Source organism: Youngiibacter multivorans, assembly GCF_017873395.1.
Taxonomy (GTDB): domain Bacteria; phylum Bacillota; class Clostridia; order Clostridiales; family Clostridiaceae; genus Youngiibacter; species Youngiibacter multivorans.
Window position 1 is genome coordinate 68434 of sequence record NZ_JAGGKC010000005.1, and the last position, 25227, is coordinate 93660.

Sequence of the window (25227 nt, forward strand, 5' to 3'; positions counted from 1 at the left end):
CTTTGTATTGTCACCTATGATTATACCTTATTCCGGCTTCCACGTGTCTTTTTGGGAACCATATTCAGCCATTGTTCATCCAATAGCCACATTTCAGTTTTCACTTTTTTGCACTTTTTGAAACTAATCCTTGAATTTTCCCACTTCCTTTGTTAGAATCATTAAGTAAGCTTCAGAAAGCATCATGCCGGTGTGATGGAATTGGCAGACGTGCGGGACTCAAAATCCCGTGGTAGCGATACCGTGTCGGTTCGAGCCCGACCACCGGCACCAATTAGAACCTTTGATGCAAGCTGAGCTAAGCACCATGCTGACGTGGTGAAATTGGCAGACACGCAGGTCTCAGAAGCCTGTAGGAGTAATTTCCTGTACCGGTTCAAGTCCGGTCGCCAGCACCAAAAAATAAGCCTGACTTTTTCGATATGAGAAAGTCAGGCTTATTTCATTTAGTATTCATCATCTGCCATCTTTTCTGCACATGACATCCTTGTTTATATGCAGAAAAGCATTATATGAGAATAAATACTTGCACTACCCGGTTGATAATGTTTTTTAAAGTTAATCCTGCCACGTTACTTCGCATTGACATCCGGGTGATGAATACCGAACACATTTCCTTCGGTATCCAGATAATACCCCTGCCATGCCATTCCTGAAAGTGCGTACTTGGGCATCGCGACAATACCACCGTTCTCGAGGATCTTCTTCTCCACGGTGTCGTAATCATCCACTTCCATTGTGCATACGAAGGCATTCGCTCCCTGCCCCAATGATGGGCTGCTGCCCTGCCTTCCCATAAGGCCGCCGTTTATTCCTGGAGTCCCTTCTTCTCCTGTAATGACTCCAAAGTAAGGAGTCCCTGTAAATTCACCGTAGTCCTCATATTTCCATCCGAAGACTTCAGCATAGAATTTCTTAGCCCTTTCAATGTCATCTGCCTGTATCTCAAAATGTACCGGTCTTCCCATGGTTTCCTCCTTTTGCGGCATTAACGGCCGCTATATTCAATATGATCAATCACCTGTGCTGGTCGAATAGAATCTGGTTGCCGTCAGGATCCAAAAGCATGAAGCTGCCAGGTCCTTCCGTATCAGTTGCAACCTCGCTCAGAAGACTTATACCTCCAGCCTTAAGCTCCTCCTGTATGTCCCTTAAGTCCCTGAATGGATTCACTTCCTTTGCATCCTGGTCCCATCCCGGATTGAAGGTCATTATGTTCCTGTCGAACATTCCCTGGAAGAGGCCTATTACAGCATCACCATTCTTCATGATGAGCCAGTTCTGTTCCGCTTCACCCATTAGCGCACTGAAGCCAAGCTTTTCATAGAACACCTTTGATGCCCTGATGTCCTTGACAGCAAGGCTGATTGAAAAAGCGCCTGATCCCATTTTCATCCCTCCGTTCTTTATCTGCACTTAAATTCTATAGTAACCATCAGTTAATTTAATCACCAGAAGGAAACTAAAGCATGAACAATCGGAAAATCTTTTGGAATAACCGCATGATCGCATTTAAAAAACGCTTCGGAATTTCCGAAGCGTTTTTTATAATCTGTTTATTTTGTCCTACTTCTTCACAAGCTTCTCAATGAGGATTATCCCCTTGTCATCAGACGTGAAAGTTACCTTCCCTTTCCTGACGACAGCTGCTTCCATGGAATAGGCGTCACGGACGGTGTCACCATCTGCGAATACCGAGGATACGTCGATGGTTGTCTTTCCTTCAGCTCCAATCACGACTATCACTCTGTTGTCCAGTCCGTCCTTTGCATAGGTCCTTGAGAATGTATAAGGCTCCTCCTTCAGCATTTTGTGGTCACCTGCTCCTACAGAAATGTTCCTGTGCCTGAAGGCTGCTATTTTCCTGTAATGCTGAAGGACTTCCTGGTCTATGGCATCCCAGTTCATACCGGACCTTGTGCCCTGAGTATAGTCGGATCCGCCATCACCCATAGGTCTCGCGGTTTCATCTCCATAGAATATCATGACGGCTCCCGGCAGCAGCATGAGGTATGTGCTTCCCTCGATAAGTTTCCTTCTGTCATAAAGGAAAGTATCATGCTGTGAGATGTATGAGAGGACGTTGAAGGATGTGTCCTCATTCAGTGCATCCGCATAGTTTGTGAACACGCTGTCCATGGTGTCCATGTCGTATGCAGGCCCGTTCTTCTTTTCACCCTGGAAGGTGAAGTTGATTACAGAATCAAAGCCTCCATCGAAGTACCTGTCCCTTACCACTCCGTGTCCCCAAACCTCGCCATTCATCCAGAAGCTGTCATCCCACTTCGCTCCAGGCTTACCGCTATTCTTTGCTCTCCAGGCTTCAAGGGCTTCATCAGCCTTTTTGGAAAGCTCAGTCCACCTTCCCAGCTCTACGTGCTTTGCAGTATCGATCCTGAATCCGTCTATCCCGAATTCCCTGATCCATGCTGTAAGCCATTCTGTGATATAGCCTGCAGGTGACAGGCCAATGTCAGCTCTAAGCCCCTTCGCTTCAGGGACTATCCATTCATCATAGCCTTCAGCTTCCTTCGCCCATTTGGTCAGAAGGACCGGAGGGAGGCCTGCATCATCCTTTACTTCCGTCCTGATATCCGGAAGCCCTGCAAGTGTCATCGTTATATCGTCAGAGCCTCCATTTTCATAACCTTCCTTGTCAGACCTAACCCATGAGCTTCCCCACCAGCGGTCCCAGGCGCCGTCACCGAAGCCGAACTCCTCCATGTCTGTCTCAGTTGAGTAACCTACGTGGTTCATTACCACATCCATAACTATCCTAATCCCCTGTGAGTGAGCAGTATCTACGAATGTCCTGAACTCCGCAACTGTGCCCATGTTCTTGTCCATCATGGTCCAGTCAAGGGCATAGTAGCCATGGAATGGATAATGCTGGAATTCATCGTTAGTCCCTTTGACAAACCCGTGAATCTGCTCATAGGGCGCTGTTATCCATATGGCATCCACCCCAAGGTCCCTGAAGTAGCCTTCCTCAAGCTTTTTTGTAAGCCCCTTGACGTCTCCGCCATGGAAGGTTGCTATTGTCTTGCCCTTTTCATCTACACTCTGCCTTCCGTAGGAGCTGTCATTTGACTCATCTCCGTTTAGAAATCTGTCGGTTATTGCAAAATATACGGTAGCATCATCCCAGGTAAATGAATCTTCAGATGTTGTCACCATGCCTTCAGTATCTATCCTGGTGCTGCCTGTACATGATGAAAGCAGGAGTACTGTCATCATTGCAGAGGTTAAGGCCATTCCAAGTCTTCTCATGTTCAATCCTCCATTACCTTAAGTGCCAGGAAACTCATCGGCTCAATTACAACGCTGCCCTTAAGCTCCATAGTGTCTCCCGTAAATAGGTTTATCACCTTTGAAGGGATTCCCTTCCTCAGTCTCTTTTTCAAATCCGAATTGTTGAATACAGCAAGTATCCTGTCATTTCCATATATCCTTGAGAAGGCAACAATCCCCCCTTTTCCAAACTCTATCCTCAGGTCACCCCTGATTAGAGCTGGATTTTCCTTCCTTATCCTTATGAGACTTCTGAAGAATCCTAATAACTCCCTGTCCTGCTTTTCCTCGTCCCAGACCATGCAGCCGCGGCAAAGCGGGTCCTTGCCTCCCGCCATGCCGATCTCATCTCCGTAGTATATGTACGGTACTCCTATGTAGAGGAACTGGAAGGCGGCAGCAAGCCTCAGCCTGTTCTTATCCTCTGAAGCTTCAGTTAGGAACCTCTTCGTGTCGTGGCTTCCTAGAAGATTCCACATCTGCCTGTTTATCTGGTCCATATACATTGCCCTTGATGAAGCGAGGATTCCCGAGAACATCTCGGCGTCTATTGACCTCTTGGCAAAGAAGTCAACACAGGCTCCCTTGAACGGATAGTTCATTATGGAATCAAGCTCGTCTCCCTTCAGGAATGAAGATGCTTCATGCATGATCTCCCCGATTATTACAGCATCCGGATTCGCTGACTTCACAGCTTTCCTGAAGTCCTTCCAGAAGCTGTGGTCAACCTCGTCACATACATCCAGCCTCCAGCCATCTATGCCCATCTCCCTGACCCAGAACTTCCCGACTTCAATCAGATATTCCCTGACTTCTGGATTCGAGATGTTGAACTTGGGCATGGAGGGTATGCTGTCAGCGAAAGTATAGTAGTTTGTCTTTCCTGTTGTGACAGGAAAACCATCCAGATGATACCAGTTGGCGTACTTTGAATCCCTTTGGTTCTCCAGGATATCGCGGAATGCAAAGAAGTCGCTCCCCGAATGGTTGAAGACGGCATCGAATACTACCCTTATCCCAAGATTGTGGCACTTTTCAACAAGCTCCCTGACATCGTCCATGCTTCCGAAGCTCTTGTCCACAGAATAGTAATCCATTGTGTTGTACTTGTGGTTTGAGGAGGACGAAAATATCGGAGTAAGGTAAAGAAGGTCTGCTCCAAGCTCCCTGATATGGTCAAGACGTTCTGTGATACCCTTCAGGTCTCCGCCGAACATGTTTTTTGCAGTAGGCTTCATGCCCCACTTAAGCGTACCTTCAGGGTCATTTTCACTGTTCCCGTTCTCAAACCTGTCCGGGAAAACCTGGTATACCACAGACTCCTGAAGCCAATCGCTTTCCCTGTAGACATCAGACTCTCCGATATAGGCATACTGGAAAGCAGCAGCCTCCATATTCTCCTCATCAGACTTAAGCCCTCTCTCATCGAGCCAGAGCTTAACTCCCCTGTGGTCCCTTATCTCAAAATAATACCTGTATCTGTTCCTTGGAAGGCTTACTTTACACTCAAACCATTCGAACAGGCTGTTTGACGCAAAGTGCTCCATGGGCTGTTCCCTGAATTTTCCCGTCCAGTCATATCTGTCCTTGTATTTTACGATGACCTCAGCCTTGTCGCCACTTGCGGCTCGGAGTCTCAGGGTCAGCGAATCCTTTCCTGAAGGGTAGGCATAGGGTGTATCTGGAATATGTAGAATCGCGTGTCTATTCAAAATTTCCTCCCTGATATCTCAAAGGGGCAGCGATGACGCTGCCCCTTCAATGCTATTCGTTCCTTTTAAGGAGCTTTTCCTTCGGTTGATTGTCTCTTGTATATGGTGTAGGGGATAATGATCTTCTTGCCCCTGACTCCCTTGATAGCCTCAACCAGGACCTTCACCGAACCTTCTCCTAACGCAGTTGCGTTTATGTCAACCGAGGTCAGCGGAGTATCCGAGTACCTTGACAGCACACTGTTGTTGAAGCTCGCAACAGCCATGTCCTCCGGTATTGAAATGTTCATGAGTCTGAATACCTTCACTGCTCCAAATGCGATAAGGTCGTCGGTTACGATCAGCGCATCTGGCCTTGGCACCATCTTTGCGATCTCAGTTCCATACCTGTAGCCGGTCTCCTCATCGAACTTTCCCGTGAACAGCAGCCGCTCTTCAAAAGGCAGGTTGCTCTCTGTAAGTGCCTTCCTGTAGCCCTCGATCCTTTTCTGGGTTACAGTAAGTTTCTCATCTCCGCCGATCATGGCGATCCTTTTCCTTCCAATCATGGAAAGATATCTCGTAACCTCATATGCAGCCATGTAGTTGTCGTTGTCAACGTGGTTTATCTTGTCATCGAACCTGAAGGTGGAACCAATGAGAGCGAACGGGAAATCCACGCTCCTCAGGTAATCAACGCACTCGTCATTGACCTTGCTTGACATGAGTATGATGCCGTCAACCTTAGAGCCTCTGATGAAGTTCTTTATGATGTTCAGCTCACCGCTCTTTTCGGTATTGGTCGAAAGCAGCAGGTCATAACCCTCCATTGAAGCACCCTTTACGATGCCCCGGAGCGCTTCAGGGAAGAACGGATTGAGGAACAAATCCTCTTTCCTCGTAGGCATTATTACGCCTATTGTCCCTGTCATGCTTCTTGCAAGGGAACGAGCTATTGCATTGGGATAATATCCCAGCTCCTCCATGCATTTCTGTACCTTGTCCCTTGTTTCCTGGCTTATCTTGGGGTTGTTGGATATGACTCTTGAAACTGTCGATGGAGATACTCCAGCCAATTCTGCCACATCATTTACCGTCACTTTTCCGACGTTCTTCAAGCCCCTTACCCCCTTTAAATTTAATTGCGCACTCTGATATATTAACCCGAATGCTGTGATAATCCAAGCATCAGTTTATCCTGAGGCCTGTTTCAGTATCAAAGAAATGCAGCGCGTCCAGGTCAAATCCGAATGTGTACTTGTTGCCAGGCACATAGTCAAGGTAACCGGGAACTGATATTGTTATGTCCTGCCCGTTTGGAAGCTTTGTGAAAAGTATCTTCTCCTTGCCGAGCATTTCCATGACGTCAAGCTCGCACTCGAACGTATCTCCCAGCGGCTCATTCTCAACTCTCTTGAACCTTTCCGCCCTTATGCCCAGAGAAACCTTCTTTCCTTCATACTCTGAAACCTTCACCTTATCCTCAGGCTTCGGCTCAGCCTTGATGTATGAATCATTGGACACGAACCTTCCGTTCTCTATCTTGCCTTCGAATATGTTCATGGTAGGTGATCCAATGAACCTTGCAACAAAAAGGTTAGCCGGAGTGTTGTAGAACTCTTCAGGCTTTCCATCCTGCTGTATCTTGCCCTCGTTCATGAGGACTATCTTCGTCGCCATTGTCATGGCTTCTGTCTGGTCGTGGGTTACATATATGGATGTGGTACCGAGGGCCTTGTGAAGCCTTACCAGCTCCACCCTCATGTGCTCCCTTAGCTTGGCATCAAGGTTCGAAAGCGGCTCATCCATCAGGAATACCTTCGGCTTCCTTACCATGGCACGGCCCAGGGCAACCCTTTGCCTTTGTCCTCCTGAAATGTCCGATGGCTTCGACTGAAGATAGCTTGTTATCTGAAGCAGCTCAGCAGCCTCCCTGACCCTCTCGTCTATGACGCTCTTCCTTTCCCTTCTCATGTTGAGCGAAAAGGCCATGTTGTCGTAGACAGTCATATGTGGGTAAAGGGCGTAGGACTGGAAGACCATTGCTATGTCCCTGTCCTTGGAAGGAACCTTGTTCATCCTCTTCTCTCCGAACAGGAGGTCACCCTCTGTTATGGAGTTGAGTCCTGCAATCATCCTAAGGAGAGTTGTCTTTCCACAGCCTGACGGACCGAGGATTACGCAGAAATCCTTATCCTCTATCTCAAGGTTTATGTTCCTTAATGTGAATTCCTCTCTGCCCTCATATTTCTTTCCTATGTCTTTTAAAGTAACTTTCATCTAAGATTCCTCCTCATTCATATCTCCTAACCCTTGACCGAGCCCTTTGCAAGACCAGATACGAGCTGCTTCTGCAGCGCCGCGAACAGTATGACTATCGGGATTGCCGTAAGAAGCCCTCCAGCCGCAAATGCCGGCTGATTCAGCGTCTCCCTGTTGTTGATAAGCGTAAACAGCCCTGCTGCCAGAGTATATGACTCGGGGCTTGTAAGGAGAACGCTTGGAAGCAGATAGTCCATGAATGGTCCAATGAACGACCACAGGGCGATTATTGCAAGCATCGGTCTTACGATCGGCATGATTATAAGCCTGTAGACCTGCATGTTGGAGCATCCGTCAATCTTTGCCGCGTCATCCAGCTCTGTGGAGATGGAATCGATATAGCCCTTGAGAATGAATGTGTTTGATGCTATTCCTCCGCCCACGTAAATCATTATCAGCATAAGCTGCCTTGTGAATACAGGGCTTATGGAATTAAGTATGGAGTACATTGTGAAGTATGCTGTTATTCCGGCAAAGGAAGGTATGGTCTGAATGAGCATGATCGCCATCAGAGATGGCTTCCTTCCCTTGAACCTGAACCTTGAATAAGCATAGCCCGTGAAGGATACGATAAGTATTGTAAGCACTGCGGTAGTTATTGCAATGATTATAGTATTCCTTACCCAGGTTAGATACAGTGTCTCCTCAAACAGATATTTGAAGTGTATTGTTGAAAATTCAAACACGCTGTTTGATATGAGATAGTCGTATTGCTTGCCGTTGAATGCGGATATTACCATCTGCGACAGAGGCCAGAGTATGGCGAATGCCCAGAAGATCAGTATCGCATAGCTCAGCACAAGCATAATCATTCCGCCAAGGTTAAGAGGCTGACGGTCTGAAAGGTAAAGTTCCTTTTTCTTCTTTGCCATTATAGCCTCTCCTCCTTGAATGCCTTCGAATTCCTATAGCCGAAGAATGTAAACACCATGAGTCCCAAGGATATGACTATCGTGATAGCCGCTCCTATTGACTGGTACTGGTTATCCATTGTCAGCTTGTAGATGTATGAAATAAGTATGTCAGTGGACCCTGCAAGGTTTCCGTAAACGGAAGGATTGAACGGTCCGCCTCCGTTGAAGAGGTAGATTATGGAAAAATTATTGAAGTTGAATGTATACTGTCCGACCAGAAGCGGAGCTGTCTGGAAAAGGACCAGGGGAACCGTTATCTTCATCGTCTTCTGCCATGCGCTTGCCCCGTCTATCTGGGCAGCCTCATACAGGTCCTCAGGTATCGCCTGAAGCACTCCGGTGGATAGCAGGAATATGTACGAGCTTCCCAGCCATCCCTGCATGAATATCAGGACTGACCTTGTGAGCATCGCATTGTTCTTTACCTCGAACCTCGATCCGAACACGAATTCAATGACGTCTGTCAATATTCCGTTCGGCGAGAACATGATGCTGAAGAACATTATCGTTATGAATGCAGGTACAGCCCATGGAAGAAGATACACTATCCTGAAGAACGCCTTTCCCTTTATCCTTTCATTGTTTGCAATGAGTGCAAGGGCAAATCCAAGGAAAATGGCCAGTGTCGTCGAAAGGAGCGTCCAGAGTACTGTCCATCCGAATATGCTGTAGAATACCTTTCCTGCAAGACCTTTTCCTCCGGCAATCAGCGCATAGTTCTGGATTCCCACCCATGGGAACTTGGACTGGTTCTGAGGATCCATTCCGGTGAAGGAAAGGAGGATCGCAGTCGATATAGGCACAAGCACTATGAATACGATTACCAGCAGGGCTGGAAGCGAAACCATGTAAGGGAAGCCTTCCTCACCGAGCTTGGTCTTTGTCTCGAACCAGTTTCCGGGCCTTATGCCCTTAATCATTCCCTTCTCCACTCCCATGGCGTCACGGAAGCTGAGGATTATTAGGACAACCGCAAATATCAGAAGAAAGATTGCTATTATTCCTTCAATCATGAATATCAGCGACTTGTCTATCCTTCTGGCACCTTCAGCCAGGGTTATGAGTCCTGCTATACCATTGCCCTGATAGTTTCCGAAGCCAAGTGCGTAGGGTATGGCAATCACATAGGTAAATATGGCGGCAAGGAAAAACAGTGCAGCCTTTACGATCTGACCGTTAAGGAGCTGACCGAGTCCCGGTAATGGAATCGACAGGTACGAGTAAAGAGGTCTTGTCCTCGAAACTTCAATTGGATTGTTCCTTCTTGCATCTGCAATGTCCGCATTGACGACCCGTCTTCTGACCTTCAGGTAATCCTTAAGCTCGAACCGCTTGCTCTTTATGAACTCAGAATTCTTCCTTTCAGGAGAGTCATAGGACTTCACCCTGACATTGTTCCTGTATTCCTTCTTAAGTTCCTGTACGCCGTTCTTCAGAGCCTTGGATGAGATAAGACCGTTAGCCTTCTTATCCTTGAGCCTGTTCTGGGCGATCTCCATAGCCTTCTTCTGCTCAGTCACATAGTCATCTATGTCAAGCTTCGCCTTGTTCTCATCTTCTGTGCTGAATGTTCCCTTCAGCCTTATGGCTTCGGAGAGCTCATTTTCAAGCCTTTCAGATGTCTCTATGATTTCGGGCATTAGCCTCAGGATGACATTGCTTTCATCGAATTTCAGCTTCGCATCATAGGTAAGGAATGTATAGTCCTTGTAGAACTCCTTCTGAAGCTTCGCCCTTTCGAGGTCCACCCTGAATTCCTTCCCCTCCTTGGAGAGTCCTGCCGGAAGGGATGATGTGAATTCCTTAGTCCTGTCCTCAAGACCTTTGAGGAAGACCTTTTCCTTTTCATTGAAATCCTTCAGCTTGATGTTATACGGATGACTTTCCTTCTGGGACGTGAGGTTCGCCAAATCCTTTGACAATCCGGCTTTCTCTTCTGAAGCTGCTTCCCCGATCCTTTTCTGGAGCAGGGCCACGTCCCTGAGGTAAAGGTTCTTTCTCTCGTACGCGTTGCCTATGTAGTCGTATACGAATTCGCTGTATTTAGCCAAGATATTCCCACCTTTACTTATATTTCCCGCTGGAGTATGCGTCTGAAACAGACAGTACGGATAACAGCAGGATTGCATAGCCAGCCATTACCAGATAGAAAAAAACCGATGACGTGTTCCTTCCGATAAATGCGTATGCTCCACCGCCCGCTACAAGCACGGACCAGATGAATACGAAGAGGCTGTTGACCCCTATTTTATTTCGGGCTGCAATCGCATATACCGACAGAGCGGCCGGTATCATGATCTTCAGAAAATATGTCATGAATACTGCAGATATGTATAGGCCGAGATCGGCATCGGAACCAGCCTTTGTTATCCAGGCATCATACAGCCCTCTATCCTTCGCTGCCATGATTGCCTCAAGTGATGAAAAGAATATTATGAATCCTGATGCCAGGATAATGGCATACAGGTTCTTTGTCGGCAGTTTGACGGTGTTTTCCATCGGAAATTCCTTTCTTATATGGGAAAAGAAAGGCCTTGGCCTCTCTTTTCCTATAAAGTTCCTATTTTTAGAAGTTGAGCATCATGGCGTCGAATGCAGCCTTGATTTCCTTGTAAGCCGCTTCAGCGTTAGCAGGCTTTACAGCCGACCATGAAAGAAGTGAGTTCTGCCATGTATCCCATACTGAACCCCACTCTGTGAAGAGAGGTCTTGCAGGTGCATCAGCGTAGGATGCCAGAACGTTCTCTATTACAAGCTTGTCTGTTGCGGAGAGGTCTGAAGCCTTATATGTAGCTGCAGGTACGTTCTCCATTATCTTTCCGGTAGCCTTGAAGAAGTCAACTGCATACTTGGGGTTGATGAGCTCTGCTATGAATGCTTCTGCAAGAGCCATCTGGTCTGCGTTTCCATCGTTCCTGGCATTGATTGCGAGTCCCCATCCGCCTTTCCAATGTGTAAGCGGCTTGCCGTTGAGTGTTACAGTTCCGATTGGAGCTATCTTGAGGTCAGCTCCCTCTGCAGCGAGCTTCGAAAGCTTGCTTGTATCCCATGGACCTTCAATTCTTGCTATGGCCTTTCCGCCAGTTGTGAATTCAGTGTCCATGTGGCCCCATGCTGCATCCTTGTCCCACATTACTGAAGCTCCGCCTTCTGTGTAGGTCTTCCAGTAGTTGTAGATCTCAGTTATGACAGCCTGCTTGTCTGCTCCAAGGTCTTTCCATTCCTTGGTCATATCAGAGAAGAGCTTTCCTGAAGCATCCTTACCAAGGAGCTCGATGTCAACTGAGTTAAGTAGAGCAACTCCATACCATGCATTGAATGCAGGAATCAGTACTTCTCCAACCTTCGCGTCGGAGATCTCGATTGCCTTGGTATCAACACTTGCTGCTGCAGCATTCTTTGTGTTGATGAATGCTATGAGTGTCTCGATGTTCATCGGGAATGCCAGGTAGTCGGCACCTATCTTGAAGTTTCCGCCAAGTCCCTTGTCATAGTCTGCGAATCCGCCAACCTTGTCAGCTATGGCCTTTGCATCGATAGGTGCTAAAGCCTCGTTCTTTGAAAGTCCGTAGATCCTGTCTGCTGGGATTGCGAATACGTCAGCAACATCCTTGTTTGTGACGTCAGTCTTGTCAATCGCATCGAGATGTTCAAAGGATGGCTTCACAATAAGGTTTACTACCGCATCAGGATTGTCTGCCTTGAACCTTGCTATTGCGGCGTCATAGTAGGATTTCCATCCTTCCTCCGCCTGTACTGAAATCGTGCCCTTAAGTCCCTTGTCAGGGGTAGTAGGAGCGGCAGTTGGTGTAGTAGGTGTCTTCTCTCCGCAGGCTGCAACTGAAAGTGCGAGCATTGAAGCAACAACCAGACTTACAATTTTTTTCATTTTCCATCCTCCTAGAATGATTCTGCCTTGAGGCAGTATTTTGATTTTGAAACTAGCGTTATTAGAATACGTTTACCAGGTGTCCCTTATGCAACGCGTGCAATAATCTCGTAAGATTCATGCACGCGTTTGCACAATTTCGATAATGAAAACGCTTTACTTCTAAAGTATACCGCATTGAAACCGTATAATCAAGATTTTTTGCATAAAATGAGCATTTTTACCAAAATAATCAATGCAAGCCCTTGCATTAACAAAATGATAGATAACTACAGATTCTTCTGCAATAAAATCAATTTTCAAGGTTCCAGATCTCGTTTGCATACTCCCTGATGGTCCTGTCAGACGAGAACTTTCCGGCTCCTGATATGTTCATAAGGCACTTCCCGGCGAAAGACAGCCTGTCCTTGAAGACCTTTCCCACCTCTTCCTGCGCTTCTCTGTATGAGGCGAAGTCGGCAAGTATAAAATAGTTGTCAGGCTTGTGCCAGCTTGCACCCTTTAGCAGCGAATCATGAAGCTCCCTGAAGGCTCCGGTTCCTCCATCATTGAAGGTTCCGTCAATAAGCGAATCAACTACCCTCTTCAGTCCAGGCACCTCAAGATATGGAACATGAGGATCATAGGTTTCCTTCATATCTTCTATTTCATCTACCTTGAGACCGAATATGAAGTTGTTCTCCTCCCCGGATTCTTCGACTATCTCTATGTTCGCACCGTCAAGTGTACCTATTGTGGGCGCACCGTTAAGCATGAACTTCATGTTGCCTGTTCCTGATGCTTCCTTTCCTGCCGTTGATATCTGCTCCGAGATATCTGCAGCCGGGAAAAGCTTTTCCGCATAGGATACCCTGTAGTTGGTCACGAAGACAACCTTAAGCTTACCTTTGGTTTCAGGATCGCTGTTGACAAGACTCGCTATCTCATTGATGTACTTGATTATGCCTTTGGCTCTCTTGTAGCCAGGCGCTGCCTTGGCACCGAATATGAAGGTCCTTGGAGTGATGTTTTCTGCATCCCCTTCCTTTATCCTGTAGTACAGGTCAAGTATATGGAAAGCATTCAGAAGCTGCCTCTTGTATTCATGGAGCCTTTTGATCTGGATGTCGAATATCGAATCCGGGTCGATCTCTATTCCCTCGACTTTCCTTATATGCTCAGCAAGCTGAACCTTCTTTACCCTCTTGATTTCATTCAGTCTCTCAAGGACATTCGCATCATCTGTATAGCCTCTCAATCCCTTCAGTAGGTCAAGGTCAGTTATCCATCCGTCTGTACCAAGGAGCTCAGTGACAAGAGCTGACAGCTCCGGATTCGACATCTTAAGCCATCTCCTCTGGGTTATGCCGTTCGTCTTGTTGTTGAACCTTTCCGGGTATATGTCGTACCAATGCCTGAGCTCAGTTTCCTTGAGAAGCTCAGTGTGAAGCTCAGCAACTCCGTTTGTGGAATGGGTCCCGTAAATTGAAAGCCAGGCCATCTTTACACTTCCGCCAAGGAGTATCCTGTATCTATCCTGTGCCTTTCCTCTTATTCCTTTTGACCTCAGGTCTGACTGCAGCTGTCTGTCTATTTTACTTATTATTCCGTATATCCCCGGCAGGAGCTTCCTGTATAGCCTGACCGGCCACTGCTCCAGTGCTTCAGCGAGAATGGTATGGTTTGTGTAGGCAAGGGTCCTCCTTGTTATATCGAAGGCTTCGTCCCAATCCATTCCATGTACCTCAGTGAGCAGCCTCATGAGCTCAGGTACGGCTACAGCAGGATGTGTATCATTCAGCTGTATGGCATGGTAATCAGGAAAGCTTTCAAGGCTGAACCCATTTTCCAAATGCTTTGCCAGAATGTCCTGCAAGGACGCTGAAACGAAGAAGTACTGCTGCCTGAGTCTCAAAAGCTTCCCCTTGTCGGTGCAGTCGTTGGGATAAAGTACTTTGGTTATTGTCTCGGCATTATTCTTTTCCCTGACAGATCCTTCGTAGTCCTCGTCGTTGAACTCTTTGAAGCCAAATGGCTTCAGGGCCTCAGCCTTCCACAGCCTTAATGTGTTGACTGTCTTTCCGCCATAGCCGATAACCGGAGTGTCGTATGGCACAGCAAGCACCGGGCCGTCGAAGAAGGATACCTCCACCGCTTCATCAAGACGCCTTACAGACCATGGGTCCCCGTACTCCAGCCAGTTATCGCCTTCCTCAACCTGTGCACCGTCTTTTATCGACTGCTTGAAGATACCATATTCATACCTGATGCCATAACCGTTGAGAGGGTATCCTAGGCTTGCACCAGAGTCAAGGAAACAGGCTGCAAGCCTTCCCAGTCCTCCGTTTCCAAGCCCTGCGTCCTCTTCGGCTTCCTCTATGTCATTGATGTCAAGTCCCATCCCGCCAAGCACTTCCCTGGCCTCATCATTTATCCCGAGGTTCATCAGGTTGTTTCCGAGAGCCCTGCCCATCAGGAACTCCGCTGAAAAGTAGCAGGCTTTCTTCTTTCCCTCCTGCTTTTCCCTGGTGGCTGTCCACAGGGGGACCACCTCTTCCATGATGGCCTTTGAAAAGGCAATGTGGCTTTCCCTGGCATTAAGTTCCTTAAGTGTCCTTCCGAAGGACACTGCAGCATGGGCATTCATTCTCTCTTGAAGTCTTTTTTTGTCAAACATCTCTATCTCCCGTATCTTTTAGTCAGCTCCCTGATCTTCTTTGAAAGGCAGCTGTTCATTTCATCCTTGTTTACTCTCCAGGTCCAGTTTCCTCCGATCGTTGAAGGCTTGTTCATCCTGGCTTCTCGTCCCAGGCAAAGGAAATCCTGCATAGGTGCTATGGCAAGGTTTGCCACGCTTGACCAGGCTCCCCGTATGAATCCCCATACCAGGCCTTCATCATAGTTCAGCTTCAGGTACCTTACTGCCTGGCTGAAATCGTCCCTGTTTACCGTAGCCATCCACTCGGCAGTAGTTTCATTGTCGTGGGTTCCCGTATATACGACACAGTTCTTGTCATAGGTATGAGGCAGGTAGTCGTTGGACTCACGTGAATCAAATGCGAACTGCAGAACCTTCATGCCAGGGAATCCCGTATCCCTAATGAGTTGGAATACTTCCTCCGTAAGGAATCCAAGGTCCTCCGCGATGATGTCCATGTCTCCGAGCTCTTCCTTTATCTTACTGAAAAGCTTCATCCCCGGTCCCTTGGTCCACTCGCCCTTAACAGCGTCAAGGCTTCCGTACTTGATTTCCCAGTATGCTTCAAAGCCCCTGAAATGGTCTATCCTCACTGAATCATACAGGTCAAGGCTTGCCTTAATCCTGTCTATCCAGAAGCTGTAGCCGTCCTTCTCCATTGCATCCCAGTCATAGATCGGATTTCCCCACAGCTGTCCCGTCGCTGAAAAGGCATCCGGAGGACAACCGGCAACAGTCTTGGGATTAAGTTTCTTGTCCAGGTTGAAGAATCTTGGATTCGCCCACAGGTCAGAGCTGTCTTCAGCAACGTAAATTGGTATATCGCCGATTATCCTTACTCCATGGTTGTTGGCATAAGCCTTCAGTGCCTTCCACTGTCTGAAGAAGAAATACTGAAGGAATACATGGAAGTGAACCTCCTCAGAATTTGCCTTCTCGAATTCCAGTACCTTTTTCGATGTAAAATTCCGGAGCTCCTCATCCCAGCCAAACCATGACTTCCCGCCGTTCACTGTCTTTATGGACATGAAGAGAGCGTAGTCACGAAGCCATTCACCCTGCTCAGCAAGGAAGCTTTCCAGCTCGGGCTTCAGCGCGTTAGCCGAATTGACGTATGCCTTCCTCAGCAGAGCGTTCTTTCCCTCATGGAGCTTTCCGTAATCCACAGAATGGGGATCGCTTCCAAGGTCTTCCTTATCGATGTCCTTTTCTGTCAGATACCCTTTTGTCAGGAATTCATCAAGGTCGATGAAGTAGGGATTGCCGGCAAATGCTGAAAAGTTCTGGTATGGCGAGTCTCCGTAGCCGGTGACTCCCAGAGGAAGTATCTGCCAGTTTCCCTGGCCGCTTTCCACAAGAAAATCTACGAACCTGTAGGCTTCCCTTCCAAAATCCCCTATCCCGTATCTGCCGGGCAGGCTGGATATGTGCATCAGTATCCCGCTTGATCTCTTTTGCATGGTACACTTCCTTTCCTATATTGTTATTGTCTTTCTTATCCTATCTCCGTCAGTTCCAAGTATGTCCACAACTATTTTCTCTATCTTCGGATTGTCGCTTATTGCTTCTGCTGAAAAATCCAGGCCATCCCGCCTGACCTTTATCGTTGTACTCCACGATTCTCCTGTCTCGTATCCGTAGCTCTCTCCGTCGTCGTCATACAGCACATATTCAGCTTCCTTATCAACGTAAGCGATTGCATGAAGCGTACCTATGTCAAGGCTCCTGACGTTCATTGAAGGTGAGCTGTATGGAAGTATGGAATCCTTCCTGAGGTAGAACTTAAGGCAGTCAAATCCGTATTCAAGCCGCCTGAGACCTGAAGCTGTCCTCTCGAGACTAACCTCTCCATCCCTGAAGGTTACCTCCGCCATGTCCTCAGGCAAATAGACTGTCCGTCCACTGGCATTTGGCTTTGTGACAGGTGTAAGCATCAGCTCCTTTCCAAGCAGAAGCTGGTCTTCTGTGTCTTTTGACGCATCATCCCTGAACATAAAGGACAGAGGCCTGAACATCATGGTTCCATTCATCACAGACTTCATCATCTCTGAATAGAGGTATGGGATAAGGGCATATCTCGCCTTTATTATTTCACGGTTCCAGCCCGTGACCTCATCACCGAATATATATGGCTCCTGGAAATCATTGCCTATAGCTGAATGGTTTCGATAAAGCGGAGTGAACGCCGAGAACTGAAGCCATCTTGTCAGAAGCTCCCAGTTGGTGCTGTTTCCGAAGCCGCCGGTGTCAGCTCCAACGTAGTAGAAGCCCGCCATGTTTATGCTTGGCATCATCCTTATGTTAAGCTCCAGATGGCTCCACCATGAGGAATTGTCTCCTGTCCATATCCCTGAGTGCCTGTGCATTCCAGTGGATGATGCCCTGGAGATCAGCACATGCCTCTTACCAAGGATACTCCTCAGACCTTCTCCTGCAGCCACCGTCATGTTCTGGCCATATAGATTGTGTACCTTCTCGTTCACGACAACCTTTCCGTCAACCTCATGGTAGAAGGTCCTGTAGTACCTCTCCCTGTTTCCCATATCCTTGAAAAGGTCCTTGAGCTCGAAATATTTCAACACACCCAGGTTAGCGCCCTTTGAAGCTATTGCCGCATCCACGGCCTTCTCAAGTTCCTCCTCGTCATAGAATATAGCAGGCTCGTTCATGTCGTTCCAGTAGCCTTCGATCCCGAGGTCTGTAAGGACCTTATACTTCTCTCCCCACCATTTTCTGGTTTCTGGTCTCAAAAAGTCCGGAAGGTGGACCTTGCCGGGCCATACTGCAGCCACATAGGGCTTTCCTGCTTCGGTCTTCACGAAGTGGTCATTTAGTATCCCTTCCTCGTAGATATCGTAGCCCTTCTCGATCTTGACACCGGCATCTATTATCGGAATGATGTAAACACCGTCCTCCTTGAATTCCCTGACCAGCTCCTCCATATCCGGAAACCTTTCGTCAGACACCGAGAAGTCCTTGAAATCCTCCATGTAGTCGAGGTCAAGGTAGATTCCCTCAAGCGGTATGCCAAGGTCGTCAAAGCTCTTCTTAACACGCCTAACATCCTTTGAGGTCTCATAGCCCCACCTGCTCTGGAAATATCCAAGTCCCCACTTGGGAGGCACGTAGCTCCTTCCTATGATGGAGTGGAAGCGCTGTACAACCTCATCCTCATTCTTGCCATCGATCTCATAGACTGCAAAATCCTCTCCCGCAACATCAATTATCAGTTTGTCCTTGTCCGAGCATCCTATGTCGTAGCCTATGAGACCCGGAAAGTCGATGAAGAATCCCTTTGCGCCATTGCCTGAAATCATCAGGAAATTATGTGCTGCATAAAGCCTTTTCTTCTCCTCAGAATGCACCGGTTCATCAGTGCAATAGCTCTCGTATTTCCTGCCTCTCTTGTTTATGCCGCCAAGGTTTGCGCCAAGGCCATATACAATGTCCTTTTTCTTAAGCTCCATGGTTATCCTTGAAGCATCCGGTCCAAGCAGTTCAACATGACCGAAACCATCCGCCTCTATCTCATTTCCCAGTCGGCAAACAACTGCACCAGTGTCCATTGGCTCGCCGTAGACAAGCACCCTTATTCCTTCTGCGATATCAAATGCTTTCAATATATCACGCTCCTGAAGTTGTGCAAGCGATTGCACTGATAATTCCAATATAGCATAAAAAAGTTTTTTGTAAAGGTTTTTTCTTTAAGTCATATCCAGCGACGGTCAATTCGAGGCTTAAAGCCTGATGATTGAAATGATATCAGTATATGGATATGTCATCATTAGTACCTTATTGCAGAATATCTCACAAAGTTTGAAGAATATCCTTGTCTGCCAATGGAAAAGCCGTCCGGGGAGCTTGTCCCGAACGGCTTTTTTCATGTTAAGCATAATTCTGTTTTTACTCTGCTGACGTTATTTCAGTCCATATCCTGTCATACACTGATATTATGTCCATGGGGTCCTTGAAGACCTCGCAGTTTTCAATCATCTCATCTGTCGGGTATGCAACCAGGCTTTCCCTGATTTCCACCGGAAGCATCTCAACTGCCTTGGTAACCGGTGTTGAATACCCGATGTACTCAGCATTCTTTGCGGATATGTCAGGCCTCAGCATAAAGTCAATGAACTTCTCTGCGCCAGCCTTGTTCTTTGCACTCTTCGGGACAACCATGGAATCGAACCATAGGTTTGAACCTTCCTCAGGAATGACATACATGAGGTCCTCATTTGAATCCATCATGACCATGGCATCGCCTGACCATACTACCGCAAGCGCTGCCTCACCGGCGATTACCACATCCTTGATCTCGTCTCCTAGGTATGCATATACCAGCGGCTTTTGCCTTATTAGCTCTTCCTTCGCTTCCTCAAGCTCAGCTTCACTTCTCGTGTTAAGTGAATATCCAAGCTTCTTCAGGGCTACCGCCAGAGTATCCCTCTGGCTGTTAAGCATTACGATCTGTCCCTTGTACTTCTCTTCCCAGAGTATGTCCCAGCTCTTGACCTCATCATCTACGAGTGTTGTATTGTAGATTATACCTACCGTACCCCACATGTACGGAGCCGAGTAATCCCCTGACTTGTCGTAGTCGAGGCCCAGGAAGGCCGGGTCGACTTCCTTGAGGTTAGTGAGCTTCGTCTTGTCAATCTTCTGGAGCAGGTCCTCCCTGATCATCCTTTCAATCATGTAGTCCGACGGAAAAACAACATCGTAGCTGGAGCCACCCTGCTTAAGCTTGACGTAAAGGTCCTCATTTGTTGCGAACGTGTCATAGTTCACTTCTATACCGGTTTCCTTCTCGAACTCCTCAAGCACTGTCTCGTCTATGTAATCACCCCAGTTGTACACATTGATGGATTCTGTCTTCTCCCCGCATGCAGATACTGCCATGAGCATCACTGCAAGGATTGCAGATACTATTATTTTCTTCATTTCTTTTGCGAAACCTCCCTTAGCGTTAAGGCCTGCTTCGCTTCCTCCTTCCTTTATTCAGATTGAACGATACCTTTCTGTTCCTTGTCAGCCCTCCTGTTGATGTAGAGCAAAAGGACCAGAAGAAATACGAACATAAGTGTTGAAAGTGCGTTGATAACCGGATTTATACCTCTTCTTGCCATCGAGTAGATGAGAATGCTGAGGTTGGAGACTCCATGGCCTGTGTTGAAGAAGCTAATCACGAAGTCGTCTATGGACAGAGTGAACGCGATAAGCGCACCTGTAACAATTCCAGGCATTATCTCCGGAACCACTACCTTTCGTATGGCATAGAGCGGCGTGGCCCCAAGGTCCATGGCAGCCTCGGCAAGGTTCGTGTTCATCTGCTTCAGCTTTGGAAGCACTGACAGCACTACATATGGTGTGCAGAACACAACATGTGAAAGCAGAAGCGTAATCATTCCAAAATCAAGGCTGAGTGCCCTGTATAGCGTCATCAGCGAAACCGCAGTCACAATATCCGGATTGAGTACCGGAAGATAGTTCAAATTTACCACGACTGTCTTCCTGAAGCCCTTCATCCAGTGAATCCCAATGGCTGCCGCTGTTCCTATAACGGTCGATATCATCGCAGAACCCAGGGCTATAAGCAGTGTATTGTACAAAGCCTCAAGGACTTCCTTGTCACTGAAGAGCTCGGCGTACCATTTTAGGGTAAATCCTGTCCATACTCCCCTTGACTTGGATTCGTTGAACGAGAAGGCAACGAGCACAAGTATAGGTGCATAGAGGAAGAAGAAGATAAGGAACGTGTAGGTCCTCTTTATACCTTTGCCTACCATAATCCGCCTGCACCCCCTTCCTTGTCGGTATCGAATTTGGAGGTCAGTGCCATGACCGCAAGGATAATCACCATGAGCACCATTGACATGGCTGATCCGAAGTGCCAGTCGCCAACGTACCTGAACTGCTGCTCAACCAGGTTTCCTATGAGGTTCGATTTGTTTCCTCCCAGGAGGTTCGATATTATGAATGTGCTGACAGCAGGTATGAACACCATGGTTATACCCGTCATGATCCCGGGAAAGCTTAGCGGAAACACAACCTTCCAGAACACCCTCAGCTTATCAGCACCAAGGTCTTCAGCAGCCTCATACAGGTTCCTGTCCATCTTCGAAAGCACGGAATATATCGGCAGGACCATGAAAGGCAGGAAATTGTACACCATTCCAAGAAGCACAGCTGTATCGTTGTAGATGAGTTCCATCTGGGCAATTCCTAGGAATCCAAGGATGCTGTTTATTATCCCGTTCTTTCCGAGTATTGTCAGCCACGAGTAAGTCCTCAGAAGGAAATTCATCCACATAGGTATGACAAACAAAAGGATCATGGCATTCCTTCTGCTTTCCTTCTCCCTCGAAATGATATATGCTGCCGGGTATCCAAGCAGTAGGCAGATCAATGTTGACTGGAGGGCAAGGCTAAGTGACCTCCAAAGCACGCTCATATATATTGGTGTAAAGAACCTGCTGAAATTGGATAGGCTTGGAGTGAACTCCGTATAATTCCCGCTGTCTCCGGTTGTGAATGCGAACCATGCCACAAGGAGAAGCGGAACGACTATGAATATGGACAGCCAGACAAGGTACGGGTATGCACTCTTCCTGAAGCTCATGACAAGCCTCCCATGACATGGATGTTGTCAGGCACTATCTTAATGCCAACAGATGATCCTACAGGAACCATCCTGGTGCTGTGGACAAGCCACCTCCTGTCATCTCCCCTTATCTCCATCTCGTAATGCACACCCTTGAAGGTAACCTCTGTCACGACTCCAGTCAGATCACCTTTTTCAGGTGATACGATTTCCACATCCTCGGGCCTTACCACCACCTGGACCTTCTCCCTTTCCCTGAAGCCCCTGTCGACGCATACGAACCTCTTTCCCGAGAATTCTACCAGGAAGTCCTCATGCATGATTCCGTCCATTATGTTGCTTTCACCGATGAAGCTGGCAACAAAGGCATTCTTTGGCTCGTTGTAGACGTCGATTGGTGTCCCGTTCTGCTGGATTACACCCTTGTCCATGACCACCACCGTGTCGGACATGGTAAGGGCTTCCTCCTGGTCGTGGGTGACATAGACGAAGGTGATGCCTACACTCTGCTGCATGCGCTTGAGCTCATGCTGCATCTCCTTCCGAAGCTTCAGGTCAAGCGCTCCAAGAGGCTCGTCAAGAAGAAGGACCTTTGGCTTGTTGACAAGCGCCCTTGCTATGGCGACCCTCTGCTGCTGGCCTCCTGACAGGGAGTTCACGTTCCTTTTCTCAAAGCCCTTAAGGTCCACAAGCCTCAGCATCTCAAGTATCCTCTCATGCATCTCATCCTTCGGCACCTTCTTTATCTTAAGCCCGAAGGCTATGTTCCCATAGACATCGAGGTGCGGAAAAAGGGCGTATTTCTGGAAAACAGTGTTTATCTGTCGTTCGTAGGGGGGAACCCCTGAAATGTCTTTCCCCTCAAACAGCAGCTCACCTTTCGACGCTGACTCGAATCCCCCTATGATGCGAAGCGTCGTAGTCTTTCCGCAGCCTGATGGTCCAAGAAGTGTCAGGAACTCATTTTCCCGGATCTTCAGGTCGATGTCCTTAAGCACCTCTTCACTTCCAAAGCTCTTAGAGATGCCATTCAGCTCTATTATTATGTTTCCATTCATATTAATCCCCCTAGAAGCTCGGCGGCGAGCTGACCCATATCACCACCGCATTCTTTTTCCCGCTGTTTTTCACCCGGTGTCCGGACCGGGACTTGAAATAGAAGCTGTCTCCTTTCTCAAGCCTCTGGACCTCACGTCCTCTTATAAGTTCTACGCTTCCTGAAAGGATATAACCGAACTCCTCACCCTCGTGGGGACTGTCCTCCTTGGTCTCCCCCCCGGGAAGGATTTCAGCCAGTATGGGCTCCATGGAGTTCTTCTGGGCGTTCGGAATGAGCCAGGTTATGGAATATCCACGTTCCTCATCAGTCTTCATGAAGGTGTCTTCAGAGCTAAACACGACCTGTTCTTCCTCATCCTCCGTGAAGAACTCCCTGAGATTGGTTCCCAGGGCATCAAGGATGTCTACTAAGGTCGCGATCGACGGCGAAGTCAGTTCCCTTTCGAGCTGTGATATGAATCCCTTGGTGAGCTCGCACCGGTCAGCAAGCTCCTCCTGAGTGAGGTAGTTTCTGGTCCTCAGGTCCCTTATCCTCTCACCTATCTTCAACTCAACCCCTCCTTTATTAAACAAAAAGTATAGAATCACTAAACTCACTTCGATTATATTACCAACCTGAAATAAAATCAATGTTTCCCATAGCTTCCTTCCAGTGTCCTTCTGTTATCGCTTTATGCCCGTGTGCCATGCTTTGTGTTTTTTGCTATAATTAGTATGAAACAAAGACTGGAAGTGATGATTTGAAGAACGTAAAGACCAATGCCATGAGGCTCCTTGAGAAGGAAAAGATAGCATACGAGCTTATGACCTATGAGATTGTTGAAGGGTCAATGTCCCCTGAGTATCTTGCAGATCAGATAGGAAAGGACGTCCTTTCCATATTCAAGACTATAGTCACCGTCGGCCACAGCGGAAATAACTATGTGTTCGTGGTGCAGCTGACTGAGGAGCTTGACCTTAAGAAGGCTGCGAAGGCAGCTGATGAGAAGAACATAGAGCTGATCGACCAACGGGACCTGGAGAAGCTTACCGGCTATATCCGCGGTGGCTGCAGCCCAGTTGGTATGAAGAAGCAATTCAAGACCTTCTTCGACGAGCGCATAGGATCCTTCGAGAGGATCGTCGTCAGCGCAGGGAAAAGAGGCTTCCAGATCGAAGCTGATCCGAAAGACCTTGTGAGAGCTACCCGTGCAGCTGTTACTGACATAAAAAAGGATACGAAGAGCATATTCAGGTAGGGAGGTGCTCATTTGTCACAGATAACCATAACAGACCTCACCTTCGCCTATGAGGGCAGCTACGACAACATATTCGAGAACGTCGACCTTCGACTTGATACTGACTGGAGGCTTGGTCTTACCGGCAGGAACGGACGGGGAAAGACTACCTTCCTGAGGCTGCTTCAGGGCCTTTATGAATACTCCGGCAACATATCGTCTTGTGTCTCATTCGAGTATTTTCCATATGTTGTGGAGAATATGAAACAAATGACGCTGGATGTTATAAATGGCATAAACGCAGAATTTTCTCACTGGGAGCTTATTAGGGAGCTTAACCTTCTCTCTGTGGATGAAGATGTCCTATACAGGCCATTCTCCACCTTAAGCAGCGGAGAGCGTACGAAGGTTCTCCTTGCTGCCATGTTCCTTAAGGAAACAAGCTTCCTTCTCATAGACGAACCAACCGACCATCTGGACCTGGAAGGAAGGAAAATTGTCAGCGAATACCTGTCCTCCAAGAAGGGCTTCATACTCGTTTCGCACGACAGGGCGTTCCTTGACAATTGCATTGACCACATACTTTCCATAAATAGGACAGGCATCGAGCTCAGGAAGGGTAACTTCACAACCTGGTGGAACGAAAAGGAAATAAGGGACAGGATGGAGGCTGATGACAACGAAAGGCTGAAGAAGGAGATCGGGAGGCTTAAGGACTCTGCAAGACGAACCTCTGACTGGTCGGACAAGGTGGAAAAGACCAAAATCGGGACCAGGAATTCAGGCTCTAAGCCTGACAAGGGCTACATCGGCCACATGGCAGCCAAGATGATGAAGCGGTCAAAGTCAATCGAAGCAAGGAAGAACCTGGCCATAGAGGACAAATCAAAGCTTTTCAAGGACACTGAAAGAACCTACAGCCTGAAGATATCTCAGCTTTACTTCCATTCAGAAAGGCTCGTAAGCCTTGAGGATATTTCGATAAGCTACGGTGACAGGACAATACTTTCAGGAATTGGATTTGAGATCAGGACCGGAGACAGGATCGCCCTGACCGGCAGGAACGGCTCAGGGAAATCAAGCCTCCTGAAGCTTATTTGCGGGGAAGACATAAGCCATGCCGGAACACTCTGGAAGGGAGCGGACCTGAAGGTCTCCTTCGTCTCCCAGGACACCTCTCATCTCCATGGAAGCATAAGGGACCATTGCATCCAAAAGGACATAGATGAGGCCCTCTTCAGGGCGATCCTTCAGAAGCTCGGCTTCGAAAAGGCACAATTTGAAAAGGATATTGAGGACTGCTCCAGCGGACAGAAGAAGAAGGTCCTTATTGCAGGCAGCCTTTGCGAAAAGGCACATCTCCATGTCTGGGACGAGCCCCTGAACTTCATCGATGTATTTTCAAGGATCCAGATAGAACAGCTGCTGCTCGAATACGAGCCGACCATAATATTCGTTGAGCATGACAGCGCCTTTTGCGAAGCTGTAGCCACGAGGACAATAAGCCTTTCCTGAATACACAGTTACAGAAAAACCGGCAAAGGTAACCCTCTGCCGGTATAAATTTTA

The 25227-nt window shown here is 47.7% G+C and carries 20 protein-coding genes and 2 tRNA genes; 4 read left to right on the forward strand and 18 right to left on the reverse strand.

Annotated elements, in window-relative coordinates; translation table 11 throughout:
* Positions 1 to 186 precede the first annotated feature (186 nt).
* Together J2Z34_RS04265 and J2Z34_RS04270 are read left to right on the forward strand one after the other, a co-directional pair.
* Positions 187 to 273: transfer RNA gene (locus J2Z34_RS04265), tRNA-Leu, on the forward strand.
* Between the two features lie 36 nt (positions 274 to 309).
* Positions 310 to 398 (forward strand) — tRNA-Leu (locus J2Z34_RS04270).
* Between the two features lie 174 nt (positions 399 to 572).
* On the opposite strand, the gene J2Z34_RS04275 is transcribed toward J2Z34_RS04270, so the two are convergent.
* The 18 genes from J2Z34_RS04275 to J2Z34_RS04360 form a co-directional block, all read right to left on the reverse strand.
* A complete protein-coding gene (locus J2Z34_RS04275) occupies positions 573 to 968 on the reverse strand; it encodes a VOC family protein (RefSeq protein WP_209458628.1) in 396 nt (131 codons plus the stop codon).
* A gap of 49 nt (positions 969 to 1017) precedes the next feature.
* The gene (locus J2Z34_RS04280) at positions 1018 to 1389 is read right to left on the reverse strand and encodes a VOC family protein (protein ID WP_209458629.1); all 372 of its coding nucleotides are present in this window, start codon (positions 1387 to 1389) and stop codon (positions 1018 to 1020) included.
* 177 nt (positions 1390 to 1566) lie between these two features.
* Positions 1567 to 3270 carry an alpha-amylase family glycosyl hydrolase gene (locus J2Z34_RS04285; RefSeq protein WP_209458630.1) on the reverse strand — a complete coding sequence of 568 codons (1704 nt, stop codon included), beginning with the start codon at positions 3268 to 3270 and terminating at the stop codon, positions 1567 to 1569.
* A 2-nt stretch (positions 3271 to 3272) separates the two neighbouring features.
* Positions 3273 to 5003 carry a glycoside hydrolase family 13 protein gene (locus J2Z34_RS04290; RefSeq protein ID WP_209458631.1) on the reverse strand — a complete coding sequence of 577 codons (1731 nt, stop codon included), beginning with the start codon at positions 5001 to 5003 and terminating at the stop codon, positions 3273 to 3275.
* A 65-nt stretch (positions 5004 to 5068) separates the two neighbouring features.
* Positions 5069 to 6100, reverse strand: coding sequence for a LacI family DNA-binding transcriptional regulator (locus J2Z34_RS04295; protein WP_209458632.1), 1032 nt, complete (start codon positions 6098 to 6100; stop codon positions 5069 to 5071).
* A gap of 70 nt (positions 6101 to 6170) precedes the next feature.
* On the reverse strand, positions 6171 to 7262 hold the full coding sequence (locus J2Z34_RS04300; RefSeq protein ID WP_209458633.1) for an ABC transporter ATP-binding protein: 1092 nt from the start codon (positions 7260 to 7262) through the stop codon (positions 6171 to 6173).
* Positions 7263 to 7288: 26 nt separating this feature from the next.
* Complete coding sequence (locus J2Z34_RS04305) at positions 7289 to 8176, reverse strand: sugar ABC transporter permease (RefSeq protein ID WP_209458634.1); 888 nt, start codon at positions 8174 to 8176, stop codon at positions 7289 to 7291.
* Entirely contained in the window at positions 8176 to 10269 is a 2094-nt protein-coding gene (locus tag J2Z34_RS04310) for a carbohydrate ABC transporter permease (protein ID WP_209458635.1), read from the reverse strand. Before J2Z34_RS04310 ends, J2Z34_RS04305 begins: the two co-directional genes overlap by 1 nt.
* Positions 10270 to 10282: 13 nt before the next feature.
* Entirely contained in the window at positions 10283 to 10717 is a 435-nt protein-coding gene (locus J2Z34_RS04315; RefSeq protein ID WP_209458636.1) for a hypothetical protein, read from the reverse strand.
* Positions 10718 to 10784: 67 nt separating this feature from the next.
* On the reverse strand, positions 10785 to 12107 hold the full coding sequence (locus tag J2Z34_RS04320) for a sugar ABC transporter substrate-binding protein (protein ID WP_209458637.1): 1323 nt from the start codon (positions 12105 to 12107) through the stop codon (positions 10785 to 10787).
* Positions 12108 to 12399: 292 nt separating this feature from the next.
* A complete protein-coding gene (locus J2Z34_RS04325) occupies positions 12400 to 14763 on the reverse strand; it encodes a glycogen/starch/alpha-glucan phosphorylase (RefSeq protein WP_209458638.1) in 2364 nt (787 codons plus the stop codon).
* A gap of 2 nt (positions 14764 to 14765) precedes the next feature.
* Positions 14766 to 16244, reverse strand: a complete 1479-nt coding sequence (malQ, locus tag J2Z34_RS04330) for a 4-alpha-glucanotransferase (protein WP_209458639.1) — start codon at positions 16242 to 16244, stop codon at positions 14766 to 14768.
* Between the two features lie 15 nt (positions 16245 to 16259).
* Positions 16260 to 18404 (reverse strand): TIM-barrel domain-containing protein, encoded by a 2145-nt coding sequence (locus tag J2Z34_RS04335; RefSeq protein ID WP_209458640.1) that lies wholly within the window; start codon positions 18402 to 18404, stop codon positions 16260 to 16262.
* Between the two features lie 283 nt (positions 18405 to 18687).
* Positions 18688 to 19722 carry an ABC transporter substrate-binding protein gene (locus tag J2Z34_RS04340; protein ID WP_209458641.1) on the reverse strand — a complete coding sequence of 345 codons (1035 nt, stop codon included), beginning with the start codon at positions 19720 to 19722 and terminating at the stop codon, positions 18688 to 18690.
* A gap of 53 nt (positions 19723 to 19775) precedes the next feature.
* Entirely contained in the window at positions 19776 to 20567 is a 792-nt protein-coding gene (locus tag J2Z34_RS04345; protein WP_209458642.1) for an ABC transporter permease, read from the reverse strand.
* Entirely contained in the window at positions 20561 to 21400 is an 840-nt protein-coding gene (locus tag J2Z34_RS04350) for an ABC transporter permease (RefSeq protein WP_209458643.1), read from the reverse strand. Before J2Z34_RS04350 ends, J2Z34_RS04345 begins: the two co-directional genes overlap by 7 nt.
* Positions 21397 to 22440 carry a spermidine/putrescine ABC transporter ATP-binding protein gene (gene potA / locus J2Z34_RS04355; RefSeq protein WP_209458644.1) on the reverse strand — a complete coding sequence of 348 codons (1044 nt, stop codon included), beginning with the start codon at positions 22438 to 22440 and terminating at the stop codon, positions 21397 to 21399. Before potA ends, J2Z34_RS04350 begins: the two co-directional genes overlap by 4 nt.
* Before the next feature lie 10 nt (positions 22441 to 22450).
* The gene (locus J2Z34_RS04360) at positions 22451 to 22990 is read right to left on the reverse strand and encodes a helix-turn-helix domain-containing protein (RefSeq protein ID WP_209458645.1); all 540 of its coding nucleotides are present in this window, start codon (positions 22988 to 22990) and stop codon (positions 22451 to 22453) included.
* A 191-nt stretch (positions 22991 to 23181) separates the two neighbouring features.
* Here J2Z34_RS04360 and ybaK point away from each other — a divergent pair, with 191 nt between their 5' ends.
* Both ybaK and abc-f read left to right on the forward strand, forming a co-directional pair.
* Positions 23182 to 23679 carry a Cys-tRNA(Pro) deacylase gene (gene ybaK / locus J2Z34_RS04365; protein WP_245250507.1) on the forward strand — a complete coding sequence of 166 codons (498 nt, stop codon included), beginning with the start codon at positions 23182 to 23184 and terminating at the stop codon, positions 23677 to 23679.
* A gap of 12 nt (positions 23680 to 23691) precedes the next feature.
* Positions 23692 to 25173, forward strand: coding sequence for a ribosomal protection-like ABC-F family protein (gene abc-f / locus J2Z34_RS04370; RefSeq protein ID WP_209458646.1), 1482 nt, complete (start codon positions 23692 to 23694; stop codon positions 25171 to 25173).
* The last annotated feature ends 54 nt before the right edge of the window (positions 25174 to 25227 follow it).